At 66.6% G+C, this 22,924-nt stretch carries 17 protein-coding genes; 9 read left to right on the forward strand and 8 right to left on the reverse strand.

The features are described from left to right. The first annotated feature begins 50 nt into the window (after positions 1-50). Together mfd and H7J73_RS17695 are read left to right on the forward strand one after the other, a co-directional pair. Positions 51-3,710: a transcription-repair coupling factor gene (mfd, locus tag H7J73_RS17690; RefSeq protein ID WP_264068822.1), complete on the forward strand. Its 3,660-nt coding sequence runs from the start codon at positions 51-53 to the stop codon at positions 3,708-3,710. Then, positions 3,707-4,696, forward strand: a complete 990-nt coding sequence (locus H7J73_RS17695; RefSeq protein WP_264068824.1) for a nucleoside triphosphate pyrophosphohydrolase — start codon at positions 3,707-3,709, stop codon at positions 4,694-4,696. Before mfd ends, H7J73_RS17695 begins: the two co-directional genes overlap by 4 nt. Here the strand turns inward: H7J73_RS17695 and efeB are convergent. Genes efeB through efeU form a run of 3 tightly spaced genes read right to left on the reverse strand, consistent with a single transcriptional unit; the run spans position 4,669 to position 8,103 of the window. Then, positions 4,669-6,018, reverse strand: a complete 1,350-nt coding sequence (efeB, locus tag H7J73_RS17700; RefSeq protein ID WP_435405519.1) for an iron uptake transporter deferrochelatase/peroxidase subunit — start codon at positions 6,016-6,018, stop codon at positions 4,669-4,671. The two genes, H7J73_RS17695 and efeB, sit on opposite strands and share 28 nt — an antisense overlap. Then, positions 5,999-7,171 (reverse strand): iron uptake system protein EfeO, encoded by a 1,173-nt coding sequence (efeO, locus tag H7J73_RS17705; RefSeq protein WP_264068825.1) that lies wholly within the window; start codon positions 7,169-7,171, stop codon positions 5,999-6,001. Before efeO ends, efeB begins: the two co-directional genes overlap by 20 nt. Further along, positions 7,168-8,103: an iron uptake transporter permease EfeU gene (gene efeU, locus H7J73_RS17710; protein WP_264068827.1), complete on the reverse strand. Its 936-nt coding sequence runs from the start codon at positions 8,101-8,103 to the stop codon at positions 7,168-7,170. Before efeU ends, efeO begins: the two co-directional genes overlap by 4 nt. Positions 8,104-8,292: 189 nt before the next feature. Here efeU and H7J73_RS17715 point away from each other — a divergent pair, with 189 nt between their 5' ends. From H7J73_RS17715 to H7J73_RS17740, 6 genes are all read left to right on the forward strand, one after another. Next, a complete protein-coding gene (locus H7J73_RS17715) occupies positions 8,293-9,024 on the forward strand; it encodes a lytic transglycosylase domain-containing protein (RefSeq protein WP_264068829.1) in 732 nt (243 codons plus the stop codon). An 87-nt stretch (positions 9,025-9,111) separates the two neighbouring features. Further along, on the forward strand, positions 9,112-10,401 hold the full coding sequence (gene eno, locus H7J73_RS17720; RefSeq protein ID WP_264068831.1) for a phosphopyruvate hydratase: 1,290 nt from the start codon (positions 9,112-9,114) through the stop codon (positions 10,399-10,401). A gap of 77 nt (positions 10,402-10,478) precedes the next feature. Then, positions 10,479-11,171 carry an FtsB family cell division protein gene (locus tag H7J73_RS17725; RefSeq protein WP_264068832.1) on the forward strand — a complete coding sequence of 231 codons (693 nt, stop codon included), beginning with the start codon at positions 10,479-10,481 and terminating at the stop codon, positions 11,169-11,171. Then, positions 11,164-11,655: a DUF501 domain-containing protein gene (locus H7J73_RS17730; protein WP_264068834.1), complete on the forward strand. Its 492-nt coding sequence runs from the start codon at positions 11,164-11,166 to the stop codon at positions 11,653-11,655. The genes H7J73_RS17725 and H7J73_RS17730 overlap by 8 nt, the downstream gene beginning before the upstream one ends. After that, positions 11,652-12,602: a Ppx/GppA phosphatase family protein gene (locus H7J73_RS17735; RefSeq protein WP_276031385.1), complete on the forward strand. Its 951-nt coding sequence runs from the start codon at positions 11,652-11,654 to the stop codon at positions 12,600-12,602. The genes H7J73_RS17730 and H7J73_RS17735 overlap by 4 nt, the downstream gene beginning before the upstream one ends. Before the next feature lie 29 nt (positions 12,603-12,631). After that, on the forward strand, positions 12,632-13,201 hold the full coding sequence (locus tag H7J73_RS17740) for a YdcF family protein (protein ID WP_264068836.1): 570 nt from the start codon (positions 12,632-12,634) through the stop codon (positions 13,199-13,201). A gap of 1 nt (position 13,202) precedes the next feature. Here the strand turns inward: H7J73_RS17740 and H7J73_RS17745 are convergent, their stop codons facing one another. Beyond that, positions 13,203-13,700, reverse strand: coding sequence for a DUF4383 domain-containing protein (locus H7J73_RS17745; protein WP_264068837.1), 498 nt, complete (start codon positions 13,698-13,700; stop codon positions 13,203-13,205). Positions 13,701-14,581: 881 nt separating this feature from the next. On the opposite strand from H7J73_RS17745, the gene H7J73_RS17750 reads away from it, so the two are divergent. Further along, complete coding sequence (locus H7J73_RS17750) at positions 14,582-15,835, forward strand: hypothetical protein (protein WP_264068838.1); 1,254 nt, start codon at positions 14,582-14,584, stop codon at positions 15,833-15,835. A gap of 55 nt (positions 15,836-15,890) precedes the next feature. Here the strand turns inward: H7J73_RS17750 and H7J73_RS17755 are convergent, their stop codons facing one another. The 4 genes from H7J73_RS17755 to H7J73_RS17770 all read right to left on the reverse strand — a co-directional run bounded on the left by H7J73_RS17755 (position 15,891) and on the right by H7J73_RS17770 (position 22,923). Beyond that, positions 15,891-18,674 (reverse strand): aminotransferase class I/II-fold pyridoxal phosphate-dependent enzyme, encoded by a 2,784-nt coding sequence (locus H7J73_RS17755; RefSeq protein ID WP_264068839.1) that lies wholly within the window; start codon positions 18,672-18,674, stop codon positions 15,891-15,893. A 115-nt stretch (positions 18,675-18,789) separates the two neighbouring features. After that, a complete protein-coding gene (locus tag H7J73_RS17760) occupies positions 18,790-19,470 on the reverse strand; it encodes a response regulator (protein WP_264068840.1) in 681 nt (226 codons plus the stop codon). Next, positions 19,467-22,010 carry a DUF4118 domain-containing protein gene (locus H7J73_RS17765; RefSeq protein WP_264068841.1) on the reverse strand — a complete coding sequence of 848 codons (2,544 nt, stop codon included), beginning with the start codon at positions 22,008-22,010 and terminating at the stop codon, positions 19,467-19,469. The genes H7J73_RS17760 and H7J73_RS17765 overlap by 4 nt, the downstream gene beginning before the upstream one ends. 1 nt (position 22,011) lies before the next feature. Next, positions 22,012-22,923: a potassium-transporting ATPase subunit C gene (locus tag H7J73_RS17770; protein WP_264068842.1), complete on the reverse strand. Its 912-nt coding sequence runs from the start codon at positions 22,921-22,923 to the stop codon at positions 22,012-22,014. Position 22,924 lies beyond the last annotated feature (1 nt).

The raw sequence follows: 22,924 nt of genomic DNA on the forward strand, positions 1-22,924 counted from the left end.
TGATGGGCGGGCTCCGCACGCCCGCCGGTCCGCACTAGACTGGGCACATCATGACCGCACCGGGGCACACCCATGTCCACACCCCGATCGCGGGGCTCGTCGAGTTGGCTCTGACCGCTCCGACATTCTCAGCTCTGATCGAACGCGCCGCCGAGACGCCTGCCGAAATGGCGCTGGTCGCCCCGCCCAGCGCCAAGGTGTTCGTCGCCGCGGCGCTGGCGCAGCAGGGTCCGCTGCTGGTGGTCACGGCCACTGGCCGGGAAGCCGACGACCTGACGGCGGAACTGCGCGGTGTCTTCGGCGACGCCGTCGCGATGTTCCCCTCGTGGGAGACGCTGCCACATGAGCGGCTCTCGCCCGGCGTCGACACCGTCGGTGCGCGCCTGATGCTGCTGCGCCGGCTGTCGCACCCCGACGACGCACGGCTCGGTCCGCCGCTGCGGATCGTCGTCACCACTGCCCGCTCCTTGTTGCAGCCGATGACGCCGGATGTGGCGAAGGTCGAGCCGGTGACGTTCAGCCTCGGCGCGGAGATGGGATTCGACGAGACCATCGTGCGGCTCGTCGAGCTGGCCTACACCCGGGTGGACATGGTCGGTAAGCGCGGCGAGTTCGCGGTCCGCGGCGGCATCCTCGACATCTTCGCGCCCACCGCCGAACACCCGGTGCGCATCGAGTTCTGGGGTGACAAGGTCACCGAGATGCGGATGTTCTCGGTCGCCGACCAGCGCTCGATCCCCGAGATCCCCGTCGACACCGTCATCGCCGTGGCCTGCCGGGAACTGCTGCTGACCCCGGATGTGCGGGCCAGGGCAGCGGCGCTGTTGACCGAGCATCCGCCGGCCGAGCATCACGTCACCGGCACGGTCGGGGAGATGCTGGCCAAACTCGCCGAGGGCATCCCCACCGACGGGATGGAGGCGCTGCTGCCGGTGCTGCGCCCTGACGACCTAGCGCTGCTGACGGATCAGTTGGCGCCGGGAACGCCGGTGCTGGTGTGCGATCCGGAGAAGGTGCGTACCCGCGGGGCCGACCTGATCAAGACCGGCCGGGAGTTCCTCGAGGCGTCCTGGTCGGTGGCGGCCGTCGGTGGCGATGCACCCATCGACGTCGAACAGCTCGGCGGCTCGGGTTTCCGCGAGCTGGGTGAGGTACGGGCCGGCGCCCGGGCGGGCGGTCACCCCTGGTGGACGCTGAGCCCGCTGGCCGACGGGGCTGCGGTCGAACTGGATATCCGGCCTGCGCCGTCGGCTCGCGGTCCGCAGGGCGTGGACGGTATCGAGACCATCTTCGCGATGCTGCGCGCACACGTGGCCACCGGTGGCTACGCCGCCGTCGTCGCGCCCGGTACCGGGACGGCGCACCGAGTCGTCGAGCAATTGGGCGAATCCGACACTCCGGCAACGATGTTGGAGCCCGGTCCAGATGGGATGGCCCAACTCAAGCCGGGCATCGTCGGTGTGCTGAAGGGGCCGCTGCACGACGGGATCGTGCTGCCCGGCGCGAACCTGGTGGTGATCACCGAGACCGATATCACCGGCAACCGGGTGGCGGCGACCGAAGGCAAACGGCTGGCCGCCAAACGCCGTAACACCGTCGATCCACTCGCCCTTGCCGCGGGTGACCTGGTGGTGCACGACCAGCACGGAATCGGCAAGTTCGTCGAGATGACCGAGCGCACCGTCGGCGGGGCGCGCCGCGAGTACCTGGTGCTGGAGTACGCGTCTTCCAAGCGCGGTGGCGGGTCCGACAAGCTGTTTGTTCCGATGGATTCCCTGGATCAGCTGTCGCGGTATGTCGGTGGCCAGGCGCCGAGTCTGAGCAAGCTCGGCGGCAGTGACTGGACCAATACAAAGACCAAGGCGCGCAAGGCGGTTCGTGAAATCGCCGGTGAACTGGTGGCGCTCTACGCCAAGCGTCAGGCGGCACCCGGTTATGCGTTCGGGCCCGACACCCCGTGGCAGGCCGAGATGGAGGACGCGTTCGGATTCACCGAGACGATGGACCAGCTGACGGCCATCACCGAAGTGAAATCCGATATGGAGAAGCCGGTTCCGATGGACCGGGTGATCTGTGGCGACGTCGGCTACGGCAAGACCGAGATCGCGGTGCGCGCGGCGTTCAAGGCCGTGCAGAGCGGGAAGCAGGTCGCGGTGCTGGTGCCGACGACGCTGCTGGCCGATCAGCATCTGCAGACCTTCAGCTCCCGGATGGCGGGTTTCCCGGTGACCGTGAAGGGGCTGTCCCGCTTCACCGATCCCGCGGAGTCGCGCAAGGCACTCGAGGGAATGGCCGATGGTTCGGTCGATATCGTGATCGGCACCCACCGGTTGCTGCAGACCAGCGCGCGGTGGAAGGACCTCGGGCTGGTCATCGTCGACGAGGAACAGCGCTTCGGTGTCGAGCACAAGGAACACATCAAAGCGTTGCGGACCCACGTCGACGTGCTGACCATGAGTGCCACTCCGATCCCGCGAACCCTCGAGATGAGCCTGGCCGGCATCCGCGAGATGTCGACCATCCTCACCCCGCCCGAGGAACGCTACCCAGTGCTGACTTACGTTGGCCCGCACGACAACAAGCAGGTGGCCGCCGCCTTGCGCCGCGAACTGCTGCGCGACGGGCAGGTGTTCTACATTCACAACCGGGTCAGCTCCATCGACAACGCCGCGGCCAGGGTGCGCGATATGGTGCCAGAAGCCCGGGTCGTCGTCGCGCACGGCCAGATGCCAGAGGAGCAGTTGGAGCGCACCGTCGAGGGCTTCTGGAACCGGGAGTTCGACGTCCTGGTCTGCACCACGATCGTCGAGACGGGCCTTGACATCTCCAACGCCAACACGTTGATCGTGGAACGCGCCGACACCTTCGGCTTGTCGCAGCTGCATCAGCTGCGGGGCCGCGTCGGTCGCAGCCGCGAACGCGGTTACGCGTATTTCCTGTATCCGCCTGAGGTTCCGCTCACCGAGACGGCGTATGACCGGCTGTCGACCATCGCGCAGAACAACGAGCTCGGCGCGGGCATGGCCGTGGCGATGAAGGACCTGGAGATCCGCGGGGCGGGCAATGTCCTGGGTGTCGAACAGTCCGGCCACGTCGCCGGTGTGGGTTTCGACCTCTACGTGCGATTGGTCGGCGAGGCTGTCGAGGCGTACCGGGCGGCCGCCGACGGCGAAACCGTCACCAGCGCAGAGGAACCCAAGGATGTCCGGATCGATCTGCCGGTCGACGCGCACCTGCCACCGGAGTACATCGCCAGCGACCGGCTGCGGCTGGAGGGCTATCGCAGGCTGGCCGCCGCCGGAGATGACGCTGCCGTCACGGCGGTGATCGAAGAACTGGTCGACCGCTACGGTCCGCTGCCCGAACCGGCCCTGCGGCTCGTCGCGGTCGCCCGGCTTCGGCTGTTGTGCCGCAGCTACGGTGTCACCGAGGTGTCGGCCACCGGTGCCGCCGGTCAACCGTCGACCCTGCGGCTCTCGCCGCTGACGCTGCCGGATTCGGGGCAGCTGCGGTTGGCCCGGATGTACCCCGGAGCTCAGTACCGGGCCACCACGGCGACCATCCAGGTGCCGATTCCGCGGGCGGGCAGCGGGATCGGCGCACCCCGTATCCGAGACCTCGAGCTGGCGCAGATGGTGGCCGACCTGCTGGTGGCGCTCGACGGCAAACCTGCCGGGCAGGTCGATATCGCTGGGGGACAGGACCGATGACCGTCATCCTGGTCGACCCGCGCCGCCCGACACTGGTGCCCATCGAAGCGATCGAACTGCTCGCCGGCGAGGTGCAGTACACCGAGGAGCTGCCGGTGAAGGTGCCGTGGTCGTTGGCATCGGCGCGGCCGGTGCACTCCGGCGAGCAGGCGCCGGCGCTGTTGTCCTCGGATCCGCGCCACCCCGCCGTCGTGGCCAGGGTGGCGGCCGGCGAGCGGGTGATTTCCGTCCCCGCCCCGCAGGCCGGGGAGCGGCTCGTCGATGCCGTCGCGATCATGGACACACTGCGCACGACGGGTCCGTGGGAGAGCGAGCAGACCCATGATTCGTTGCGGCGCTATCTGCTTGAGGAAACCTACGAACTGTTCGACGCGGTCCGCGGCGGCGACGCCGACGAGTTGCGCGACGAACTCGGCGACGTACTGCTGCAGGTCCTGTTCCACGCCCGCATTGCCGAGGATGCGCCGACGAACGCGTTCAGCATCGACGATGTGGCCGACGCCCTGGTACGCAAGCTGGGCAACCGGGCGCCCTCGGTGCTTGGCGGCGAGTCGGTGTCTCTCGATGAACAGCTCGCCCAGTGGGAAGAGCGCAAAGCCCTTGAGCGGACACGTGATTCGGCGATGGACAACGTGCCCACCGGGCAACCCGCCCTAGCGCTGGCGCAGAAGGTGATTGCCCGCGCGCAGCAGGCCGGGGTTCCCGTCGAGCTGATCCCGTCGGGCATGCTGACCGTCACTGTGTCGGCCGATGACGATGCCGAGAATGCCCTGCGGTCACTGGTGCTGCAGTTCATGGACGATGTGCGCGGAGCCGAGAAGGCTATCGCCGTCGATCGCGGCCCGCAGCTCGACGACGCGCAACTCGGTGCCGTCAGTGAGGACCAGTGGCGCGCCGCCTGGCCGACCGAGGTCCCCGACGAGTTGACGCCCGGGGAACTCCGGCCGGTGGACTCAGATCAGCCCAGCAGAGACGAACCCCAGTAGGCCGACGTGTCGTTCTCGCGGATACCGGGCGGGATCGCGAAAATGGCTGAGCCGGTGTGGGTGATGTACTCGTTGAGCGCATCGCGGCGGGACAGCTCGGTCTGCATCGGGATGAACGACGTGTCCGGGTTGCGCACGAAGGCGATGAAGAACAGCCCGGCGTCGAGGTGTCCGAAACCATCTGAGCCGTCGGTGAAGTTGTAACCGCGGCGCAGGATCTCGATCCCGCCGAGGTGCTGCGGTGACGCCAATCGGACGTGGGCGTCTTTGTCGATCAGTGGCGCGTTCTTCTTGTCTTTGAGGTCGAAATTGAGTTCCTGGAACTCCTGGGTCAGGCCGTTGGGTGCACCGCTGCCCTTTTGCCTGCCGATCACCCGCTCCTGTTCGAGAAGTGTGGTGCGGTCCCAGTTCTCGATGCGCATCCGGATCCGTCGGGTGATCAGATAGCTGCCCCCGGTCAGCCACTTCGGCCCGTCGCCGTCGGCCACCCAGACGTGCTGGTTGAGCTTGTCGGTCTCGTCCGACTTGAGGTTGTTCGTTCCGTCCTTGAATCCGAACAGGTTTCGCGGTGTGCTCTGATCTCTGGTGGTCGACGAGGTGCGGCCGAAACCGAGCTGGGAATACCGTACCGCCGCGGTACCGAAGGCGACCCGGGCCAGGTTGCGGATGGCGTGCACGGCGACCTGGGGATCGTTGGCGCAGGCCTGGATGCAGATGTCGCCGCCGGAGCGGTTCGGGTCCATCGTTTCGTTGGGGAACTTCGGCAGTGGTCTCAGCGGCTCCGGTCGCTGGTCGGCGATACCGAAGCGGTCCTTGCCGTCCTTGCGGAAGAAGTTCGGGCCGAAGCCGATAGTCAGCGTTAGCTGCGATGCCGGAAGGCCCAGCGCCTCACCGGTATCCAGTGGCGGCGCGTACGGGTTGCGTCCGACGGCACCCTTTTCGAAGGCTTCCTCGCCGGCGGTCATCCGCTCGGCCATATTGGTCCACTCCTGCAGCATCGCCACCACCTCCGCTTTGGAGTCGGTGGTGACGTCGAAGGTCGCGAACTGCATCCGGTCCTGCGCCTCGGTGATGATGCCGGCTTGGCGCTCACCCCGGAAGGGGACGGGACTCTGCAGCAGCTGCCCGTGAGTGTTGTTGTCCGCGGCGGTGGCTCGCCCGGCGCTGAACGACGCCCCAGCTGTGCCCACGATGGCGGCGCCCACCCCCGCCGCGCCGATCAGTCTGCGTCGCGAGAATCCTCGCGACGACCTGACCGGCGCAGCAGTGGGAGTGGCTACCGAAGTCGAATCCTCGGAAGGATTACTGGGGTGCGATGACACCTTGGACCTGGCTCACTTCCTTGGACAGTGCGTCGACGACGTCCGACAGGCCCTTGCGCTGCGGCTCGGTCACCGTGTCGTACAGCACGAAGCCATCGCCCTGGCGGAACTTGGCCAGCGCGGCCTCGACATCGGCGAAGCGCTGGTCGACGCGCTTGCCGAGCTCGGCATCCCGCTCGTCGAGGATCGGCCGAACCGACGCGACGGCGGTCTGCGAGCCGTCGACGTTGGCCTGGAAGTCCCACAGGTCGGTATGGCTGAAGATGTCCTCTTCGCCGGAGATCTTGCTGGAGGCGACCTCGTCGAGCAGACCCTGTGCGCCACCGGCGATCTGGGTCGAGTCGATGGTCCAGTCGGGCGCCTTGACGCCGTCGTTGAGTTCTTTGATGTCCGCGACCAGCTGATCGGCCAGCGCGTTGGCGTCGGGCTGCAGGCCGGTGACCCACAGCTGCTTCTCGATGGCGTGGAAGCCGGTCCACTTCTGGCCGGGCTCCAGGTCCGCCTCGCGGAGGTCGATGCGCGGGTCCAGGTCATCGGGGAACGACTCGGCGACGGGCTCGATGCGCTCGTAGTAGGTGCGGGCGATCGGATACTGGGCCTTGGCCGCGTTGACGTCGCCGGCCTTGACGGCGTCGGTGAAGACCTGGGTGGCCGTCACCAGGGCTTCGGTCTGGCTGTTCACGTAGCGCTTGTAGCTGTCGGCGGCTTCTTTGAACTTGCCTTCGGTGTCGATCTGGACGGCATCGCCGGTGACCTTGAAGTCGCCACGGATGCCGTCGCCGATCATGCCCGGCTTGCAGGCGGTGGTGTAGGTGCCGGGTTCGGTCAGCTGGACGATCAGCTTGCGCGACAGCCCGGGGGAGATGTTCTCGACCTCACCCATCACCCGGTCGCCCTCGTCGTAGACGTAGAACTCCTGGACCTTGGTCCCGTTGTTGGTGATGGTGAAGGTGTTCGCGCCGGTGGCCCCTTCGGTGCCCGACAGTGCGCACTCGGTGTCGGTCGCCGCGACGGTGACTTCGGCCGGGGCTGCCTTGTCGCCGCTGCTGCTCGCAGACGAGGACGTCGACGAGTCCTTGGCCGTGCAGCTTGTCAGCGCGACGCCGGCGACCAGCGCCGCGGTGACGGCCAGGAAGGGGGTGGTGCGATTCACGTGGTTGACCTTTCAGTGTGTGAAGCGGAATCCGAATCCCCGACGGGTTCGGCGGCGGCGGGTTTCTTCGGGGTGGCGCCGGTGGTCGGCCGCAGGAACAGCGCCAGCACGATGACGATGTAGGCGAGATAGCCGGACAGCTGCAGCACCGTCGGGGTCGGCGTGACGTTGAAAACCCCCTGGATGACCTCGCCGTACCAGGACGACCAGTTGAACCAGCTGCTGATGTCGAAGGCGCGGTTGGACAGCCCGGGCAGCCAGTCGACGGTCTGCAGCGCGCCGATGCCGTACGACAGGATGCCGGCGGCCACCACGATGAGAAACACGCCGGTGTAGGAGAAGAACTTCGCCAGGTTGATCCGTACGGCGCCGACGTACATGCCGTAGGCGATGGCCACCGCGATCAGCACGCCGACGACGAGTCCGATCAGCGGCCAGGAGGTTTGGGCTTCGGCATAGCCGACCATGAACAGCGCGGTCTCGACGCCTTCGCGCCCGACGGCCAGGAAGGCCAGCGTCGCCACGGCGATACCGCCGGTTTCCAGTGCGCGCGTCATCCCGCTGCGCAGTTCACCGGAAATACTGGCCGAGGCTTTTTTCATCCAGAGCACCATCGTGGTGACGATCGCGACGGCGATCAGTGACGCCACCCCGGCGATGGCTTCCGCGGCGAGGCCGGAGATGGTGTTCTCGCCGAGCTGGATCACCAGGAACACGCCAACGGTCATGGCGATTGCTGCGGCGACGCCGAGCCACACCCATTTGAGGGCGTCGCGTCGATCGCCCTTGACCAGGAACGCGACCAGAATGGTGACGACGATGGCTGTCTCGAGGCCCTCGCGAAGTCCGATCAAAGCGCTGCCGAACAGCTGAGATGAAACGCTGGGACCAGCAGCCAACAAAGTGACCGAAAGGTCTCCGGCGGCAGTCATGTGGTGTCCTCGTTCATTAAGTTCAAGACCTAGCGTTGGCTACCCATAGCAAGGTGTGGCTCACCTTATCAGCGGGCTGACAGGGGTGGAACAGCTTGCCCACAGCGCTGCGTCGGGCTTGGGTAAACCTGGTTACTTTCCGACCCGTGGGACGATGGTCTTCGACCAATGTGGGTTTTAGGGAGTCCTGTGGTGCCAGCGCGATGGCTCAGGGCCGTCGCGGTGGTAGGGGCGACGGCCCTGCTCATGGCCTCGAGTTGTTCGTGGCAGTTGGGCATCCCCATTCCCGAAGGAGTGCCACCGCCGCCGGGTGATCCGGTGCCCGCCGTCGACACCCACGCCAAGGGCCGGCCCGCCGATCAGCTGCACGATTGGGCGGCCCAACGGGCGCCCGCGCTGGGGATACCGGTGACTGCACTGGAGGCCTACGCCTACGCCGCTCGGGTCGCCGAAGTGGAGAACCCGAACTGTCATCTCGCCTGGACCACCCTGGCCGGTATCGGGATGGTGGAAAGTCATCACGGCACCTATCGGGGGGCCACGATCGCACCCAATGGTGACGTCACACCGCCCATCCGCGGGGTTCGGCTCGACGGCACCGCCGGCAATCTGCTGATCCCCGACACCGACGGCGGCAAGCTCGACGGGGATGCCCACGTGGACCGGGCGATGGGTCCGATGCAGTTCATCCCGGAGACCTGGAGGCTCTACGGCGTCGACGCCAACAACGACGGCGTCATCAGCCCCGACAACATCGACGATGCCGCTTTGTCGGCGGCCGGATACCTGTGCTGGCGGGGAAAGAATCTCGCCACACCGCGGGGCTGGATGAACGCGCTGCGGGCCTACAACAATTCGGACCAGTACGCGCGCACGGTGCGGGATCTGGCCACGGCATACGCCAGCGGCCACCCGCTATAGCTGCGCTATCGCCGACCCGCGGCCCAGCATCTAGGCTGATGGCTGTTCCAGCCCAAACCGCTTATGCGAACCCTGAAGGAGACGACAGTGCCCATCATCGAGCAGGTCGGCGCACGCGAGATCCTCGATTCCCGCGGCAACCCGACCGTCGAGGTCGAGGTCGCGCTGATCGATGGCACCTTCGCCAGGGCCGCCGTGCCCTCCGGCGCATCGACGGGCGAACACGAGGCTGTCGAGCTGCGTGACGGCGCCGCGCGCTACGGCGGCAAGGGTGTCGAGAAGGCCGTGGAGGCGGTGCTCGACGAGATCGCGCCTGCGGTGATCGGGCTCAATGCCGATGACCAGCGCCTCGTCGACCAGGCGCTGGTAGATCTCGACGGCACCCCGGACAAGTCCCGGCTCGGCGCCAACTCGATCCTCGGGGTGTCGCTGGCCGTTGCGAAGGCTGCCGCCGACTCGGCGGGTCTGCCGCTGTTCCGCTACCTCGGCGGCCCGAATGCCCACATCCTGCCGGTGCCGATGATGAACATCGTCAACGGCGGGGCACATGCCGACACCGGCGTCGACGTCCAGGAGTTCATGGTCGCGCCGATCGGTGCGCCGTCGTTCAAGGAGGCGCTGCGCTGGGGCGCCGAGGTCTACCACTCGCTGAAGTCGGTACTGAAGAAGCAGGGCCTGTCGACCGGCCTCGGTGACGAGGGTGGTTTCGCACCCGATATCGCCGGTACCCGGGCGGCGCTCGACCTGATCAGCTCGGCGATCGAGGGCGCGGGCTTCAAGCTCGGCACCGACGTCGCGCTGGCTCTGGACGTGGCGGCCACCGAGTTTTACACCGAGGGCACGGGTTACGCGTTCGAGAAGGAGACCCGCACCGCCGAGCAGATGACTGCTTTCTACGCCGAGCTGCTTGACGCCTACCCGCTGGTGTCCATCGAGGACCCGCTGTCGGAAGACGACTGGGATGGGTGGGTGTCGTTGACCACCGCGATCGGCGACCGGATTCAGATCGTCGGCGACGACTTGTTCGTCACCAACCCCGAACGACTCGAGGACGGTATCGAGAAGGGCGCGGCCAACGCACTGCTGGTGAAGGTCAACCAGATCGGCACGTTGACCGAGACGCTCGACGCGGTGGCGCTGGCCCATAACAGCGGCTACCGGACGATGATGAGCCACCGTTCCGGCGAGACCGAGGACACCACCATCGCCGACCTCGCGGTCGCGGTGGGCAGCGGTCAGATCAAAACGGGTGCCCCGGCACGTAGCGAGCGCGTCGCGAAGTACAACCAGTTGCTGCGAATCGAAGAGGCGCTCGGCGATGCTGCGCGCTATGCAGGCGATCTGGCCTTCCCGCGCTTCGCCGTTGAGGGCAAGTAGTCGGTTGTCCGGCTCTTCCTCCACATCGCTCGTGCCTCGCTCTGCATCGTCGTCGAACCGGTAGCCTGGCCTGTTAGATGTCCGACGCGAAGCGGGAACGACGGTCCCCGACGTCCCGACCAGGCCGGGCCGGCGAGGCCAAGGGGCGACCGCGAAAGACGGTGAAGCCGTCCGCCACCTCGGCCCGGGAGCCACGTAGAGAGGCTCCCGCCGAGGAGGAGGTCGTCGATGAGGTCGTCGAGCCGAGCGAATCAGTCCTGCAGTCGATCTCGGCGGCGATCGCCGAGCAGGCCGAACAGCAGTCCGAGCAGCGGCTCGGCTTCACCGCGCGTCGGGCGGCGATCCTGGCGGCGGTGGTGTGTGTGCTGACGCTGACGATCGCGGGACCGGTCCGGACCTATTTCGCCCAGCGCACCGAGATGAAGCAGCTGGCCGCCACCGAGCAGTCGTTGCGGTCCCAGATCGCCGACTTGGAACAGCAGAAGCAGAAGCTGGCCGATCCGGTGTTCATCGCCGCGCAGGCCCGTGAGCGGCTGGGTTTCGTGATGCCCGGTGACATTCCGTATCAGGTCCAGCTGCCACCGTCGGCGGCGCTGCCGCCCACCCCGGGGGAACAGCCGATTGCGCCGGCCAGTACCGACCCCTGGTACACCGCGTTGTGGAAGACCATCGCCGATGCCCCGCACGGCGCGGCCCCGGTCGAGGGCACCGCGCCACCGGAGCTTCCGGTCGACCCGCCGCCACCACCACCGGGGGGGCCCGGTGGTTGAGCGCGCCGATCTGGACGCCGTGGCCGAGCAGCTCGGCAGGGAGCCGCGGGGCGTCCTCGAGATCGCCTACCGCTGCCCCAACGGCGCCCCCGCTGTGGTGAAGACCGCGCCGAAACTGCCTGACGGAACTCCTTTTCCGACGCTCTACTACCTGACGCTGCCGGCGCTGACCGCCGCGGCGAGCCGGTTGGAGTCCTCGGGGTTGATGAAGGAGATGACCGATCGGCTCGGTGCGGATCCCGATCTGGCGGCGGCGTATCGACGGGCGCACGAGGACTATCTGGCCGAGCGCGATGCCATCGAACCGATGGGAACGACGTTCACCGGCGGGGGCATGCCCGACCGGGTGAAGTGCTTGCACGTGCTGATCGCGCATTCATTGGCCAAGGGGCGTGGCGTCAATCCCTTCGGCGACGAGGCGCTGGCGATCCTGGCGCAGGAACCGGGGATGGCGGGAATTCTTGTTGTGGAGGAGTGGATTTGAGGGTCGGTGCGGTCGACTGCGGGACGAATTCGATCAGGCTGCTCATCGCCGACGTCGACAACGGTGTGCTGCGTGACGTGGACCGCGAGATGCGGATCGTCCGGTTGGGCCAGGGGGTCGACGCGACGGGCGAGTTCGCGCCGGAGGCAATCGCCCGCACGCAGGCAGCCTTGAGTGAATACGGTGAACTCCTCAAAACCGCTGAGGTGTCCCGCATCCGGATGGTCGCGACGTCGGCCACCCGCGACGCCCGCAACCGTGACGACTTCTTCGCGATGACCGCTGACATCCTGGGCGCGGTGGTGCCCGGCGCGGTGGCGGAGGTGATCACCGGCAACGAGGAGGCCGAGCTGTCCTTCCGTGGCGCTGTCGGCGAATTGGATTCCGCTGGGGCGCCTTTCGTGGTCGTCGACCTCGGCGGCGGCTCGACGGAGGTGGTGCTGGGGGATTCCCGTGGCGTCCAAGCGGGCTTCTCCGCGGATATCGGGTGTGTCCGGCTTACCGAGCGCTGCCTGCACAGCGATCCGCCGACCGCTGCGGAGCTCGCAGCGGCCCGTGAGGTGGTGCGGGAGCGGCTGGCCGAGGCCCTGCGGGTGGTGCCGGTGGAGAACGCGCGCACCTGGGTGGGGGTGGCCGGTACGTTCACCACCATCGCGGCGCTCGCCCAGAACATGACGAGGTACGACCCGGCGGCCATCCATCTGTCCCGGATCGGATTCGACGAGCTGCTGCCGGTCTGCGCGCAGTTGATCGCGATGACGCGCAAGCAGCGGGCGGCACTGGGGCCGATGCACGAGGGCCGCGTCGATGTGATCGGCGGGGGAGCCGTCGTCGTCGAGGAACTCGCCTTCGCGTTGGGTGCGCGGGCCGGCATCGACGCGTTGACGGTCAGCGAGCACGACATCCTCGACGGTATTGCGTTGTCGCTCGCCGATCCCGCCCAGTAGTAGGCCCACACTCACGGTTGGGCGCCACAGTGCGACAGAAACTCGGCACAGCGTCTAACTCGGCGCGCGCGGCCCGGCTGTGCGCACTGGCCTTCGTCGCGGTGCTCGTCGTCGCGACACTCGTCGTGGCCGGCTACCCCGTCTACGTCAGGCCGCAGATCGACCCGCTGCGCAAAGCCGACGCCATCCTGATCGTCGGTGGCGCTGACCCGCTGCCGCGCTACCGCTACGGCTTCGAACTGGCTGGGCAGGGTTGGGCGCCGCATCTGGTGGTCTCCGATCCGGACCGTCAGCTGACGAAGGCATGTGGGGTGCGCTACCCCGGCTTCACCGTCGAATGCTTCGTCCCCGATCCACGTACCACGCAGGGGGAGGCGCGTGAGATCAGCCGACTTGCGATCGAAAAGCATTGGCGGACAGTGATCGTCGTGGCCTACCTGCCGCACATTTCACGAGCCCGCTACCTCATCGAACGCTGCTTCGGCGGGGATCTGATCATGGCGGCCGCCCCGACTCGGCTCTCGCTGCCGGACTGGGCCTGGATGTACGGCTATCAGAGCGCCGGTTATCTCAAATCACTGTTCGCCGGCGGGTGCTGACCTACTCCGGCGGCGGGACCAGCTCTTCGCCACCGGCGCCGGTCGGCACCCGGGCGCCGGCCAGGGTCAGCGCCAGCACCGTCATCGTCACGCCGAGGCCCAGGTGCAGCCAGTTGTCGGCGTTGTTGATCGGCAGGACGTTGGCTGCGCTGACGGGGTGCATCAGTAGCCCCCAGATCCACAGTCCAAGAAAGAGGAGGCCGCCGATCAGGAGGTACGCCCGAGCCATCGCGTAGCTACGCGCCAGCAGCAGTCCCACGATGCCGAAGGCCACGTGGCTGAGGTTCTGTACCACCGACACCTGGAAAACGTCGAATAGCAGTGCTCCCGAACGGTATCCGACCAGTTGTATCGAATCCAGATGTGCGGTGACGCCGGGGGTGAACCCGAGAATTCCGATCAGCAGAAACGCGGCGCCCATGACGATCGCCGCGCCTTGTACCGCCAGGAGGCCGGTGTATGTGCGGCGCTTCCTGGCGGCCCGGTTCTTGGTAACCATCGTCGTCGCCTCCTCACGGAAGCCGGCATTGACGACTCCGCAGATTCGGTGGGAATACCCACCTTGGCTGCGCCTAATCCACCATTTGGTGGCCTCGACGACGGTGTCGCGCAGGACACCGGGAGTAGCCGATCGACGCGCTAAGGCTTGACCTTGCAGCCGCTGCCGATGTTGTGGCAGTGGTGGCCGCCGTCGCAGGCATTGCAGCGGCACGAACAGCCGCCGGTGTGCTTGATGATTTCAGAAACGCGCATCGCGAACCATCTCCTCGTCATTGGTGTCAGGCTGCTTCGACGGTAGGACTGCGCGCAGATACTTCGCGGCGTTACGGCCAAACCGGCCCTATTTCAGTGCGTCGGTATCGGCGCTGCGCCCAAGGCCGACGAGTGGGGAACTGTGGCGGCCGAGCGTCTCGCCGTCGCTCGTCAGTTCTTCCATGCAGCAAACTCTCTTGAGGGGTGTCCTATCGACGTTTGGGCAATCACGTTGTACACCTGAGAGTCGCTGGGGCGGCGGAAGTTGGATCTGGTCTCGCGCGCCACGCATCGGCAGTGCGCGCAAACCAGCGCGGGGCCGCCAAAGGCTTGTCAGGCTACTGAAAAGTAACTCCGCAGTCCGTTCAGCAAAGCCAGACATGTTACCCGCGGGTAAGGTTGTCGGCTGGATCCGGCGGTGAGTGGGGCGGTCGACGCCGGTCCTCGGCCGTCGGTGGTGGCCTGGACGGACGCGTGATCGGGACGTCTTTCCAGTTGAGGGCAGTATCGCGCAGCAATCATCCCCGAAGTTGACGCGTTAAATATTTTCGGGATTCGCTACTTACTACTGAGTAAGGTGCAGTATCTTCTGGCACCTAGGGGGTTCGGATGCTTAGAGGAGAGTTCATGCATGCTGTAGTTCGTCCGTATGCCGCCGCTGGCGTAGCGCTGATGGGAGCGAGCGTCATCGCGATTTCGCCATTGGCGCCGTTGCCCGACATGGCGGCAGCGCATCGCGTCGTCACGTCGGTGAACGTCGAGCTGAACGCCATGGTAAACCCGATCGACCGGTGGATTCAGGTGCTGCAGAAGAGCGCAGCAAACATTGGCGCAATTGGTGAGCAGCTCGCCGCCAACCCCGCGCCGATCCTCAGTCAGGTGATCGCCAACCAGGTGGCGAACGCTACGGCGTTCGGTGTCGCCCTGCAGAACGCGGGGTTCACGGCCTCCCAGATCGTGGAGAGCATCCCGGGAGCTCTGCAGACCGCGGCGGGGCAGCTCCAGGCCGGGAATGTCACTGGAGCCGTTGACACCATCAACAACACCATCGTGATCCCGGCGGTGCTGGCGGCGCTGCAGGTCGGATCCGACGCGTTGGTCCCGCTCACCAACATCGTCAACAACTTCGCGAAGGTGGTCGCCACCCTGCCCACCGACGTGTTCACTGTGACACTGCCGTTGACGTATCCGCTGCTTTCAGCGGTGAATGCCCTTGTTCAGACCACGCAGGACGTGGTCAACGGAGTCGGCGCCGGGGACGTGGGCGCGGTGGTGAACGCTCTGGTCAACGCCCCCGCCAACCTGGTCGACGGCGTCCTCAACGGCGCAGGCATGGTGCTCGGAATTCTCCCGACCGCCGGCATTCTGACGCCGTGGGACCCCAGCGCCGGCGCACTCGACAGTGGACCCATTGCGAGCTTGATCGCGCTGCGCCAGACGATCGCCGAGGCACTCGGTGCCGCGCCGCTGCCCGTGGTGCTGCCGGGCGCCAGTGCGGTGGCGTCGGTGCCCACCGCAGCTAAGACGGTGACCCTGTCGACGGCAGCGCCGGAGGCGCCCAGTGCGACAACGGAGGACACCGTCGTCACCAAGACCACCTCGGCGAAGCCGAAGGTCGTCTCGTCCGCGTCGGCAGCCGCGTCGGCGGCCCCGGCGGCGGTCGAGTCGTCCGGCGACAGTGCCGGTGCCACCTCGGGTGGTGCGTCGGGTAGCGGGTCGGGTGGCGCGAAGTCCGATTCGTCGTCTTCTGCCGGCGAGGCAGGCTCGACAGTCAAGTCGGGCACCGGTGCGGCGAAGCCGGGAGCAACGCACAAGACGGGTGCGGCATCGGCCAAGTCGGCCAAGGCCGCCAAGTCGGACAGCTCGGGCGCGCAGGACTGACCGGAACCCGGCCGACGGCCCCCGTTAGTGGGGGCCGTCGGCGTGGGCGGCCGGCTCACGAGACGGCGAACGGCTCCTGCTCGCTGGGTCGATGTCCGTTGGATGACGGCGCGGTCAATCCCTCGATGGCTTTCTCGGTATACACTCGGTACCCGAATTCTGGCTTGTAGCCGTGGATTTCGGGGGTATCGAGGTTGGTGATAAAGGCCAGAATCTCGCGGCTGAACACCTGGCCGGGCACCAGCACCGGGAACCCCGGCGGATACGGGGTGACGAAAGTGGCTGACACCACGTCGATCCCGGCGTCGAGCTTGGTCAGCACCTCGTCGGTCGTGAGGTATTCGCAGTTGCTGTCGGTGTAGGACAGGTAGAAAGCGCTGCGGACGTCGCCCTCGGAGGTCGGCTCCGTCCCACGCAGATCGCGGAACGCCGCGTGGAAGCCGCTGAAGTCCGGCATGTGGGTCGTTTTGGCGGTCAGCCGGTGTACCCGTTGCTCGAAGCGGGCGCGCTCACCCAGGCCCATCTCGGAGGTGCGTTCCTCAAGCTCACGGGCGATCTTCACCAGCACCTCGACCAGGAAGGCCACCGAGCTTCGGGTGGTGCCGATATTGGTCATGAACAGCACGGTGTTGCGCGAGGTCTTGTTGATCTGGACGCCGTGGCGGTCCATCAACTGCTCGCGCTTGAACTCGTCACCGTCGTAGCCGGTTCGCCCGATGGACAACGTGATTCGCGACGGGTCGAGCACGAATTCGTCGTGGTCCCAGGCCGTCATCATGTTGCGCAGCCCCGAGCGCAGCGGCTGCGCGATATGCGATTCCCGGTAGTCCCCGGGGATCAGGTCCGAGGTACGCAGGCAGGACACGTAGCGGCTGAGCAACGGGTGGTTGTCGATGGCGTCGCGCAACTGCATGGCGTTCTCGATCTGGCGCTGCACCAGTTCGACACCCTCGAGCGCGACCTGACGACGGCCTAGGTCCAGCGACGCCAGGATCTGGTAGTTCGGCGACGTCGAGGTGTGCGCCATGTAGGCCTCGTGGAACGCCTCGGCCACCTTCTGCTCGAAGTCCTGGTCGAAGACGTGGATCATCGACCCCTGGCGCAGCGCGGTCAGCGTCTTGTGGGTCGACTGGGTGGCGTAGACGCGCACCCGCGCCTTGGCGGGATCCGGGCGCAGCCGCCGCGCCATCAGCTCGTCATCGGACGGCTCGGCACCGTCGGCCGCACTCAACTCGGCCTCGTAATCCCGGCCATACTCTTTGTCCTGCAGGCGTTCCCGGAGGCGGCGGGCAGCAGTCATCGCGGTCCGGTTGCGGTAGACGGGATGGAACCGGGCGAACGCGAACCAGGCTTCATCCCACAAGAACACCAGGTCCGGTTTGATCGCCAGGCATTCCTCCATGACCCGCTCGACGTCGTAGACGATGCCGTCGAACGTGCAGTTGGTCAGCGAGATCATCTTGACCCGGTCGAGCTTGCCCGCCCGTCGCAGCGCCAACAGTTTCGACTTGATCTCGGTCAGCGGCACCGCCCCGTACATCGAGTACGACGTCAGTGGATACGCCTCGAGATAGACCACGTGCGCGCCCGCCAGCATCATCCCGTAGTGGTGGGACTGGTGGCAGTTGCGGTCCAGCAGCACGATATCGCCGGGCGCGACCAGCGATTGCGTGACGATCTTGTTGGCCGTCGACGTGCCGTTGGTGACGAAGTAGGTGTGTCTGCTGCCGTAGGTCTCGGCAGCCAACTCCTGGGCGTCGCGCAGCGGCCCGGTGGGCTCCAGCAGGGAGTCCAATCCGCCACAGGTGGCCGATGTTTCGGCCATGAAGACGTCCAGCCCGTAGAAGCTGACCATGTCCTTGATCCAGTGCGAGTTCACGATCGACTTGCCCTGGGAGATGGGCAGTGCGTGGAAGACGCCGGTGGGCCGATGGCTGTATTCCTTCAGCGCGCTGAAGAAGGGGGTGCGGTAGCGCGCGGCCACGCCGTGCAGGATGCTCAGGTGCAGTTCGAGGAAGCCTTCGCGGGCGTGGAAGACGCGCCGGAAGTGCTGGCCGAGTCGGCCGGCGATGTCCTCCACCTCGATCTCGGTCATCAGGTAGAGATCGACCTCAGGACGTAGCTCGGCCAGGGAGGTCGCCAGGATCTGGGCGCGCTCGTCGGGTGAGAGGTGGTCGGCCAGTTCATCGGACACCTTGCGGTCGACGAATTCGTCGAGCGCCGACAGATCGCGGGTGGACTGGTGGCTGAACCGGCGGCGGATCACCACCGCCTGCAGGTTGACGTTGAGTCGCGCGGCGATCATGGCCTCGTCACCACTGGCCACCACCACCAGCTCGTAGACGTATTCGTCGTCCGGTCGGCGCCAGCTGCGAACCTCTTTGCGTAGCGCCCGTTCCTGGGCCTCGCTCATCGCCTCCACCACCAGGACCTCGAAGTACAGTTGCTCCTTCTTGGTGGCCGGCTGCTGTTCGAGTGCACGCGGATCGGTGGGGAACATGTCGTGTTCGTCGGCGCCGCTGTGCTCGGCGTCGCCGGTGCGGTAGGACTCGGTGGTCAGCGCCCGGTTGATCCGGGACACGAGCTGGGAGAACCTGTCGTAGTTCCCGGCGGCGAACAGCCGCTGCAACTTGGCGAACTGCGGGGTACCGGGGTAGGCCCAGTAGGGTTCCAGCGGCGTGAGCGTGCCCAGCAGGTCGCGGCAGATACCGACGTATTTCTCCTTGAGCTTGCCGGTGGTGGTGGGGCGACTGAGCCGGTCGGCGGCCTCCTCGAGCCGACACCACGAATCGCCTCGCAGCTGCCAGACACTGTTGTATGCCTGCGAATTCTCTGTCATGACAGACCCTTCCGACGCGTTCTCCCCAGACTGGCAGGAGGCGATGATCGGGTAGGGGATCAGCAGGCGAACGCTCGACGTCAATCGTGTGACGCTACGGCAGCCGTAGGCTGTGTCACTCCTGGAAGCGGTAACCCATCCCGGCCTCGGTCAGCAGGTGCTTCGGGTGCGACGGATCGACCTCGAGCTTGCGCCGCAACTGCGCCAGGTATACCCGGAGGTAGTGCGTCTCCTTGGCGTAGGCCGGTCCCCACACTTCTTTGAGTAGCTCTTCGCGCCCGACCAGCTTGCCGCGGTTGCGCACCAGCATCTCCAGCATGCCCCATTCGGTGGGCGTCAGATGCACTTCGGTTCCGTTCTTGGTGACCTTCTTCGCTGCCAGATCGACTGTGAACGAAGATGTTTCGATCACCGGCTGATCGGTGTCGGAGGCGGTCGCCCCACGTCGAGCCGCCGCCCTTAGCCGGGCCAGGAATTCGTCCATGCCGAATGGTTTGGTCACGTAGTCGTCAGCGCCGGCGTCGAGGGCCTCGACCTTGTCCGAGGAATCGGTGCGGGCTGAGAGCACGATGACGGGTGCGGTCAGCCAGCCCCGCAGCCCGGCCAGCACCTCGATACCGGACATGTCGGGCAGGCCGAGGTCGAGCACAACCACATCGGGTTTGTGTTCGGCGGCTGCCCGCAGTGCGCCCGCCCCGGTGGCGGCGGTGGTCACTTCGTAGCCGCGGACCGACAGGTTGATCCGCAGAGCGCGCAGAATCTGTGGTTCGTCATCGATCACCAGAACTCTTGTCATGGAGAGCCTTCCGCCGCAGCAAGATCGACCACGACGGTCAGCCCGCCACCGGGGGTGTCGGTGGCCGAGATGTTGCCGCCCATCGCCTCGACAAAGCCGCGTGCCACCGACAGGCCCAGGCCGACTCCGCTGGTGTTGTCGTGATCGCCGAGCCGTTGGAAGGGTGCGAACATCTGCTCCTCCGCGCCGCGCTTGACCCCGGGACCCTCGTCGATCACGTTGATCAGCACCCGCTTGCCGACCGTGGCAGCGTTGACGCGGATCAGGCCGTCGCCGGCGTAGCGCAATGCGTTATCGACAAGGTTGACTAGCACCCGTTCCAGCAGCCCGCTGTCGGCCATCGCCACCGCGTCGCCGACTTCGACCTTCACCCGGTCGAATCCACTCCGGCCGAAACCTGCGCTGCCCCTACCGATCCCGAGCAGTGCACGTTGAACGACCTCCTCCAGATACACCCGGCGTAGCTCCGGTTTGACCACCCCCGCAGCCAGCCGCGACGAGTCCAGCAGATTGCCCACCAGTGCGGTGAGCTGGTCGATCGATTCCTCGACGGTGGCCAGCAACTCGGCGGTGTCCTCGGGGGAGAAGCCGATATCGTCGGCGCGCAGGCTGGACACCGCGGCTTTGGCGGCGGCCAGTGGGGTGCGCAGATCGTGGCTGACCGCGGAAAGCAGTGAGCGGCGCAGCTCGTCGGCCTGGCTGATCGCCTCGGCCTTCGCGGCCTCCTCGGTGAGCTCACGCTGCTTGACCAGCCCGGCCGCCTGCTTGGCGACGGCCGTGAGCACCCTGCGGTCTCTGGCGGCGAGTTTCTTCCCCGCCATCAACATCCAGAATTCGTCGTCACCCACCTCGATCGCGGTGTCCGCGGTGTCGACTTCCACACAAGGTTCGTTGCCCACGCAGCCCACGATTCCGCGGCCTTCTTGCAGCAGGCTGACGGCGCGCTGTGAGTAGGTCTCGCGGACGCGTTCCAACAGGGCGGGCAGGTCGCCGCCACGCAGGACCGACCCCGCGAACAGGGCCAACAGCTCCGCCTCCTGGGAGGCCCGCCGGGCTTCGCGGGTTCGGCTGGCGGCGCCGTCGACCAGCGCGGCGACGGCGACGGCGACGGCCAGAAGCACCGCGACGGTGATCGCGCTGTCAGGCTCGGCGATGGTGAACGTGTAGCGCGGCGCCACCAGGAAGTAGTTGAGCAGCAGGCCCGAGAACAATGCCGACAGGACAGCCGGTGCGATTCCGCCGAGCAGGGCCACCACCAGCACACCGATGAAGAAGAGGGCGCTTTCGCCGCCGATGCCCAGGAAGCTGTCGAGCAGTAACACTGTCACCGCGCAGATGGCCGATGGCACCAGCACGGCCGCCAGCCACGACAGCAGGTGGCGATGTCGCGGCGACAGCGACGAGAGCGTGAAGCCGGGGCTGGTCTCCTCGTGGGTGACCATATGGACGTCGATCTTGCTGGAGCGCTGGACGGTCCTTGCGCCGATGCCCTCGTCGAATATCCGGGCCCAGCGTGACCGCCGCGACGTTCCCAGGACCAACTGGGTGGCGTTCATCTCCCGCGCGAAATCGAGCAGGGCGGTCGGTACGTCGTCACCGACTACGGTGTGCAGCGTCGCATCCAGGCTGCTGGTCAGTTCGCGGACCCGGCCCATCATCGGTGCAGACACTCCTGCCAGACCGTCGCCTCTGACGACGTGCACCACCATCAGCTCGGCACTGGACTTCGAGGCGATGCGAAAGGCCCTGCGCACCAAGGTCTCCGACTCGGGCCCGCCGGTGACGGCGACGACTACCCGCTCACGGGCCTCCCAGGTCGCGGTGATCTTGTTCTCGGCGCGGTACTTGGCCAGGGCGGCGTCGACCTGATCGGCCAGCCAGAGCAGCGCGAGTTCCCGCAGCGCGGTCAGGTTTCCGCGCCGGAAATAGTTGGACAATGCCGCGTCCACCCGCTCAGGCGCATAGACGTTTCCATGGGACAGTCTGCGCTGCAGTGCTTCTGGCGTGATGTCCACCAGTTCGATCTGAGCCGCGGCGCGCACCACCGAATCGGGCACGGTTTCCTGCTGCTCGATACCGGTGATCTGCGCGACGACGTCGTTGAGGCTTTCCAGATGCTGGACGTTGACGGTGGAGATGACCGAGATGCCGGCGTCGAGGAGCTCCTCGATGTCCTGCCAGCGTTTGGGATTCTTGCTGCCAGGGGTATTGGTGTGTGCCAGCTCGTCGACCAGTACGACTTCGGGTCGACGGGCCAGCACCGCAGGCACATCGAGCTCGGCGAAGCGGCCGCCCCGGTAGTCGACATAGTGCGGCGGCACTATCTCGATACCTTCGAACAGTTCGGCCGTTTTCTTTCGGCCGTGTGTCTCCACCACCGCGGCCACCAGATCGGTGCCGCGCTCCAGGCGACGGTGCGCTTCGCCGAGCATCGCGAACGTCTTCCCGACGCCCGGCGCAGCACCGAGGTAGATGCGCAGCTCACCCCGCTTGGAGCCCTGTCGCGCCGGGAGATTCACTCCCTCATCATCCACCGTCACATCAGCTCTTCAGCGGATACTTCTGATCGAGTTCCTGGTTCAGTGCGAGCACGTTGACCACCGGCTCGCCCATGAAGCCCAGGAGACGGCCGTCGGTGTTGTCGCGCAGCGCATTCTCGATCTCTGCCGCACTGACTCCTCGGGCCTTGGCGACGCGCTGGACCTGCAGGTTGGCGTAGGCAGGGGAGATGTTCGGGTCCAGGCCGCTGCCGCTGGCGGTCACCGCGTCGGCCGGTACTGCCGAATCAGCAGGCGCGGCACCGCGGACGGGCACGATCTGGCCGGTCGAGTAGTCCTCGCCATATTTGGCGCACTCGACCCGGACACCTTCGTAGGTGTTCACGAACGGCGTCTTGGCCGTGTTGCACGGCTCGTTGACGCTGACCACCCGGGTAGGTGTCACGACGTTTCCGTGGGCGTCACGAGGGCCGATCACCGAGAGCACCGCACCGACTCCGTCGCCGGTGCAGAACGGTCGTTTCCCGTCCACACCTTCCAGCTGGCCGATGGCCACGCTGCGCGAACACACCAGGGTGAGCAGGCTGGCCTTGTAGCCGTTGTCTGCTTCGGGCTGTGTCGGGTCTCCGAGAGTGTCGACGACGCTTTCCGGGCCGAGGTTGGATGCGCCGGAGGACATCGGGTCGTAGCCGTCACCTGCCGCCGACGGGCGGCTCTGGAAGTACTGCGGGAGCGGGTTGCCCTTTGCGTCGGTGAACAGCTGACCGATCAGGCTGCTGCCCAGCGGCTTTCCATCGGCAGCGGTGACGATCGACCCCTCGGCCTTGTCATGCAACCCGGGCAACAGGGCAATCGCCCACACCACCAGCGGATAGGCGATGCCGGTTATCGCGGTGAGCACCAGCAAGGCGCGGATGGCCGCCCAATGCAGTCGAATGAGGTTGGAGATCTTCATA

The sequence above is a fragment of the Mycolicibacterium komossense genome (assembly GCF_025822605.1).
Classification (GTDB): domain Bacteria; phylum Actinomycetota; class Actinomycetes; order Mycobacteriales; family Mycobacteriaceae; genus Mycobacterium; species Mycobacterium komossense.

What these genes read in the sequence shown, in the direction of transcription:
- mfd (WP_264068822.1), top strand. Translation starts at nt 51, where the DNA reads ATGACCGCACCGGGGCACACCCATGTCCACACCCCGATCGCGGGGCTC.
- H7J73_RS17695 (WP_264068824.1), top strand. Translation starts at nt 3,707, where the DNA reads ATGACCGTCATCCTGGTCGACCCGCGCCGCCCGACACTGGTGCCCATC.
- efeU (WP_264068827.1), bottom strand. Translation starts at nt 8,103, where the DNA reads ATGACTGCCGCCGGAGACCTTTCGGTCACTTTGTTGGCTGCTGGTCCC.
- H7J73_RS17725 (WP_264068832.1), top strand. Translation starts at nt 10,479, where the DNA reads ATGTCCGACGCGAAGCGGGAACGACGGTCCCCGACGTCCCGACCAGGC.
- H7J73_RS17745 (WP_264068837.1), bottom strand. Translation starts at nt 13,700, where the DNA reads ATGGTTACCAAGAACCGGGCCGCCAGGAAGCGCCGCACATACACCGGC.
- H7J73_RS17750 (WP_264068838.1), top strand. Translation starts at nt 14,582, where the DNA reads ATGCATGCTGTAGTTCGTCCGTATGCCGCCGCTGGCGTAGCGCTGATG.
- H7J73_RS17755 (WP_264068839.1), bottom strand. Translation starts at nt 18,674, where the DNA reads ATGACAGAGAATTCGCAGGCATACAACAGTGTCTGGCAGCTGCGAGGC.
- H7J73_RS17760 (WP_264068840.1), bottom strand. Translation starts at nt 19,470, where the DNA reads ATGACAAGAGTTCTGGTGATCGATGACGAACCACAGATTCTGCGCGCT.
- H7J73_RS17770 (WP_264068842.1), bottom strand. Translation starts at nt 22,923, where the DNA reads ATGAAGATCTCCAACCTCATTCGACTGCATTGGGCGGCCATCCGCGCC.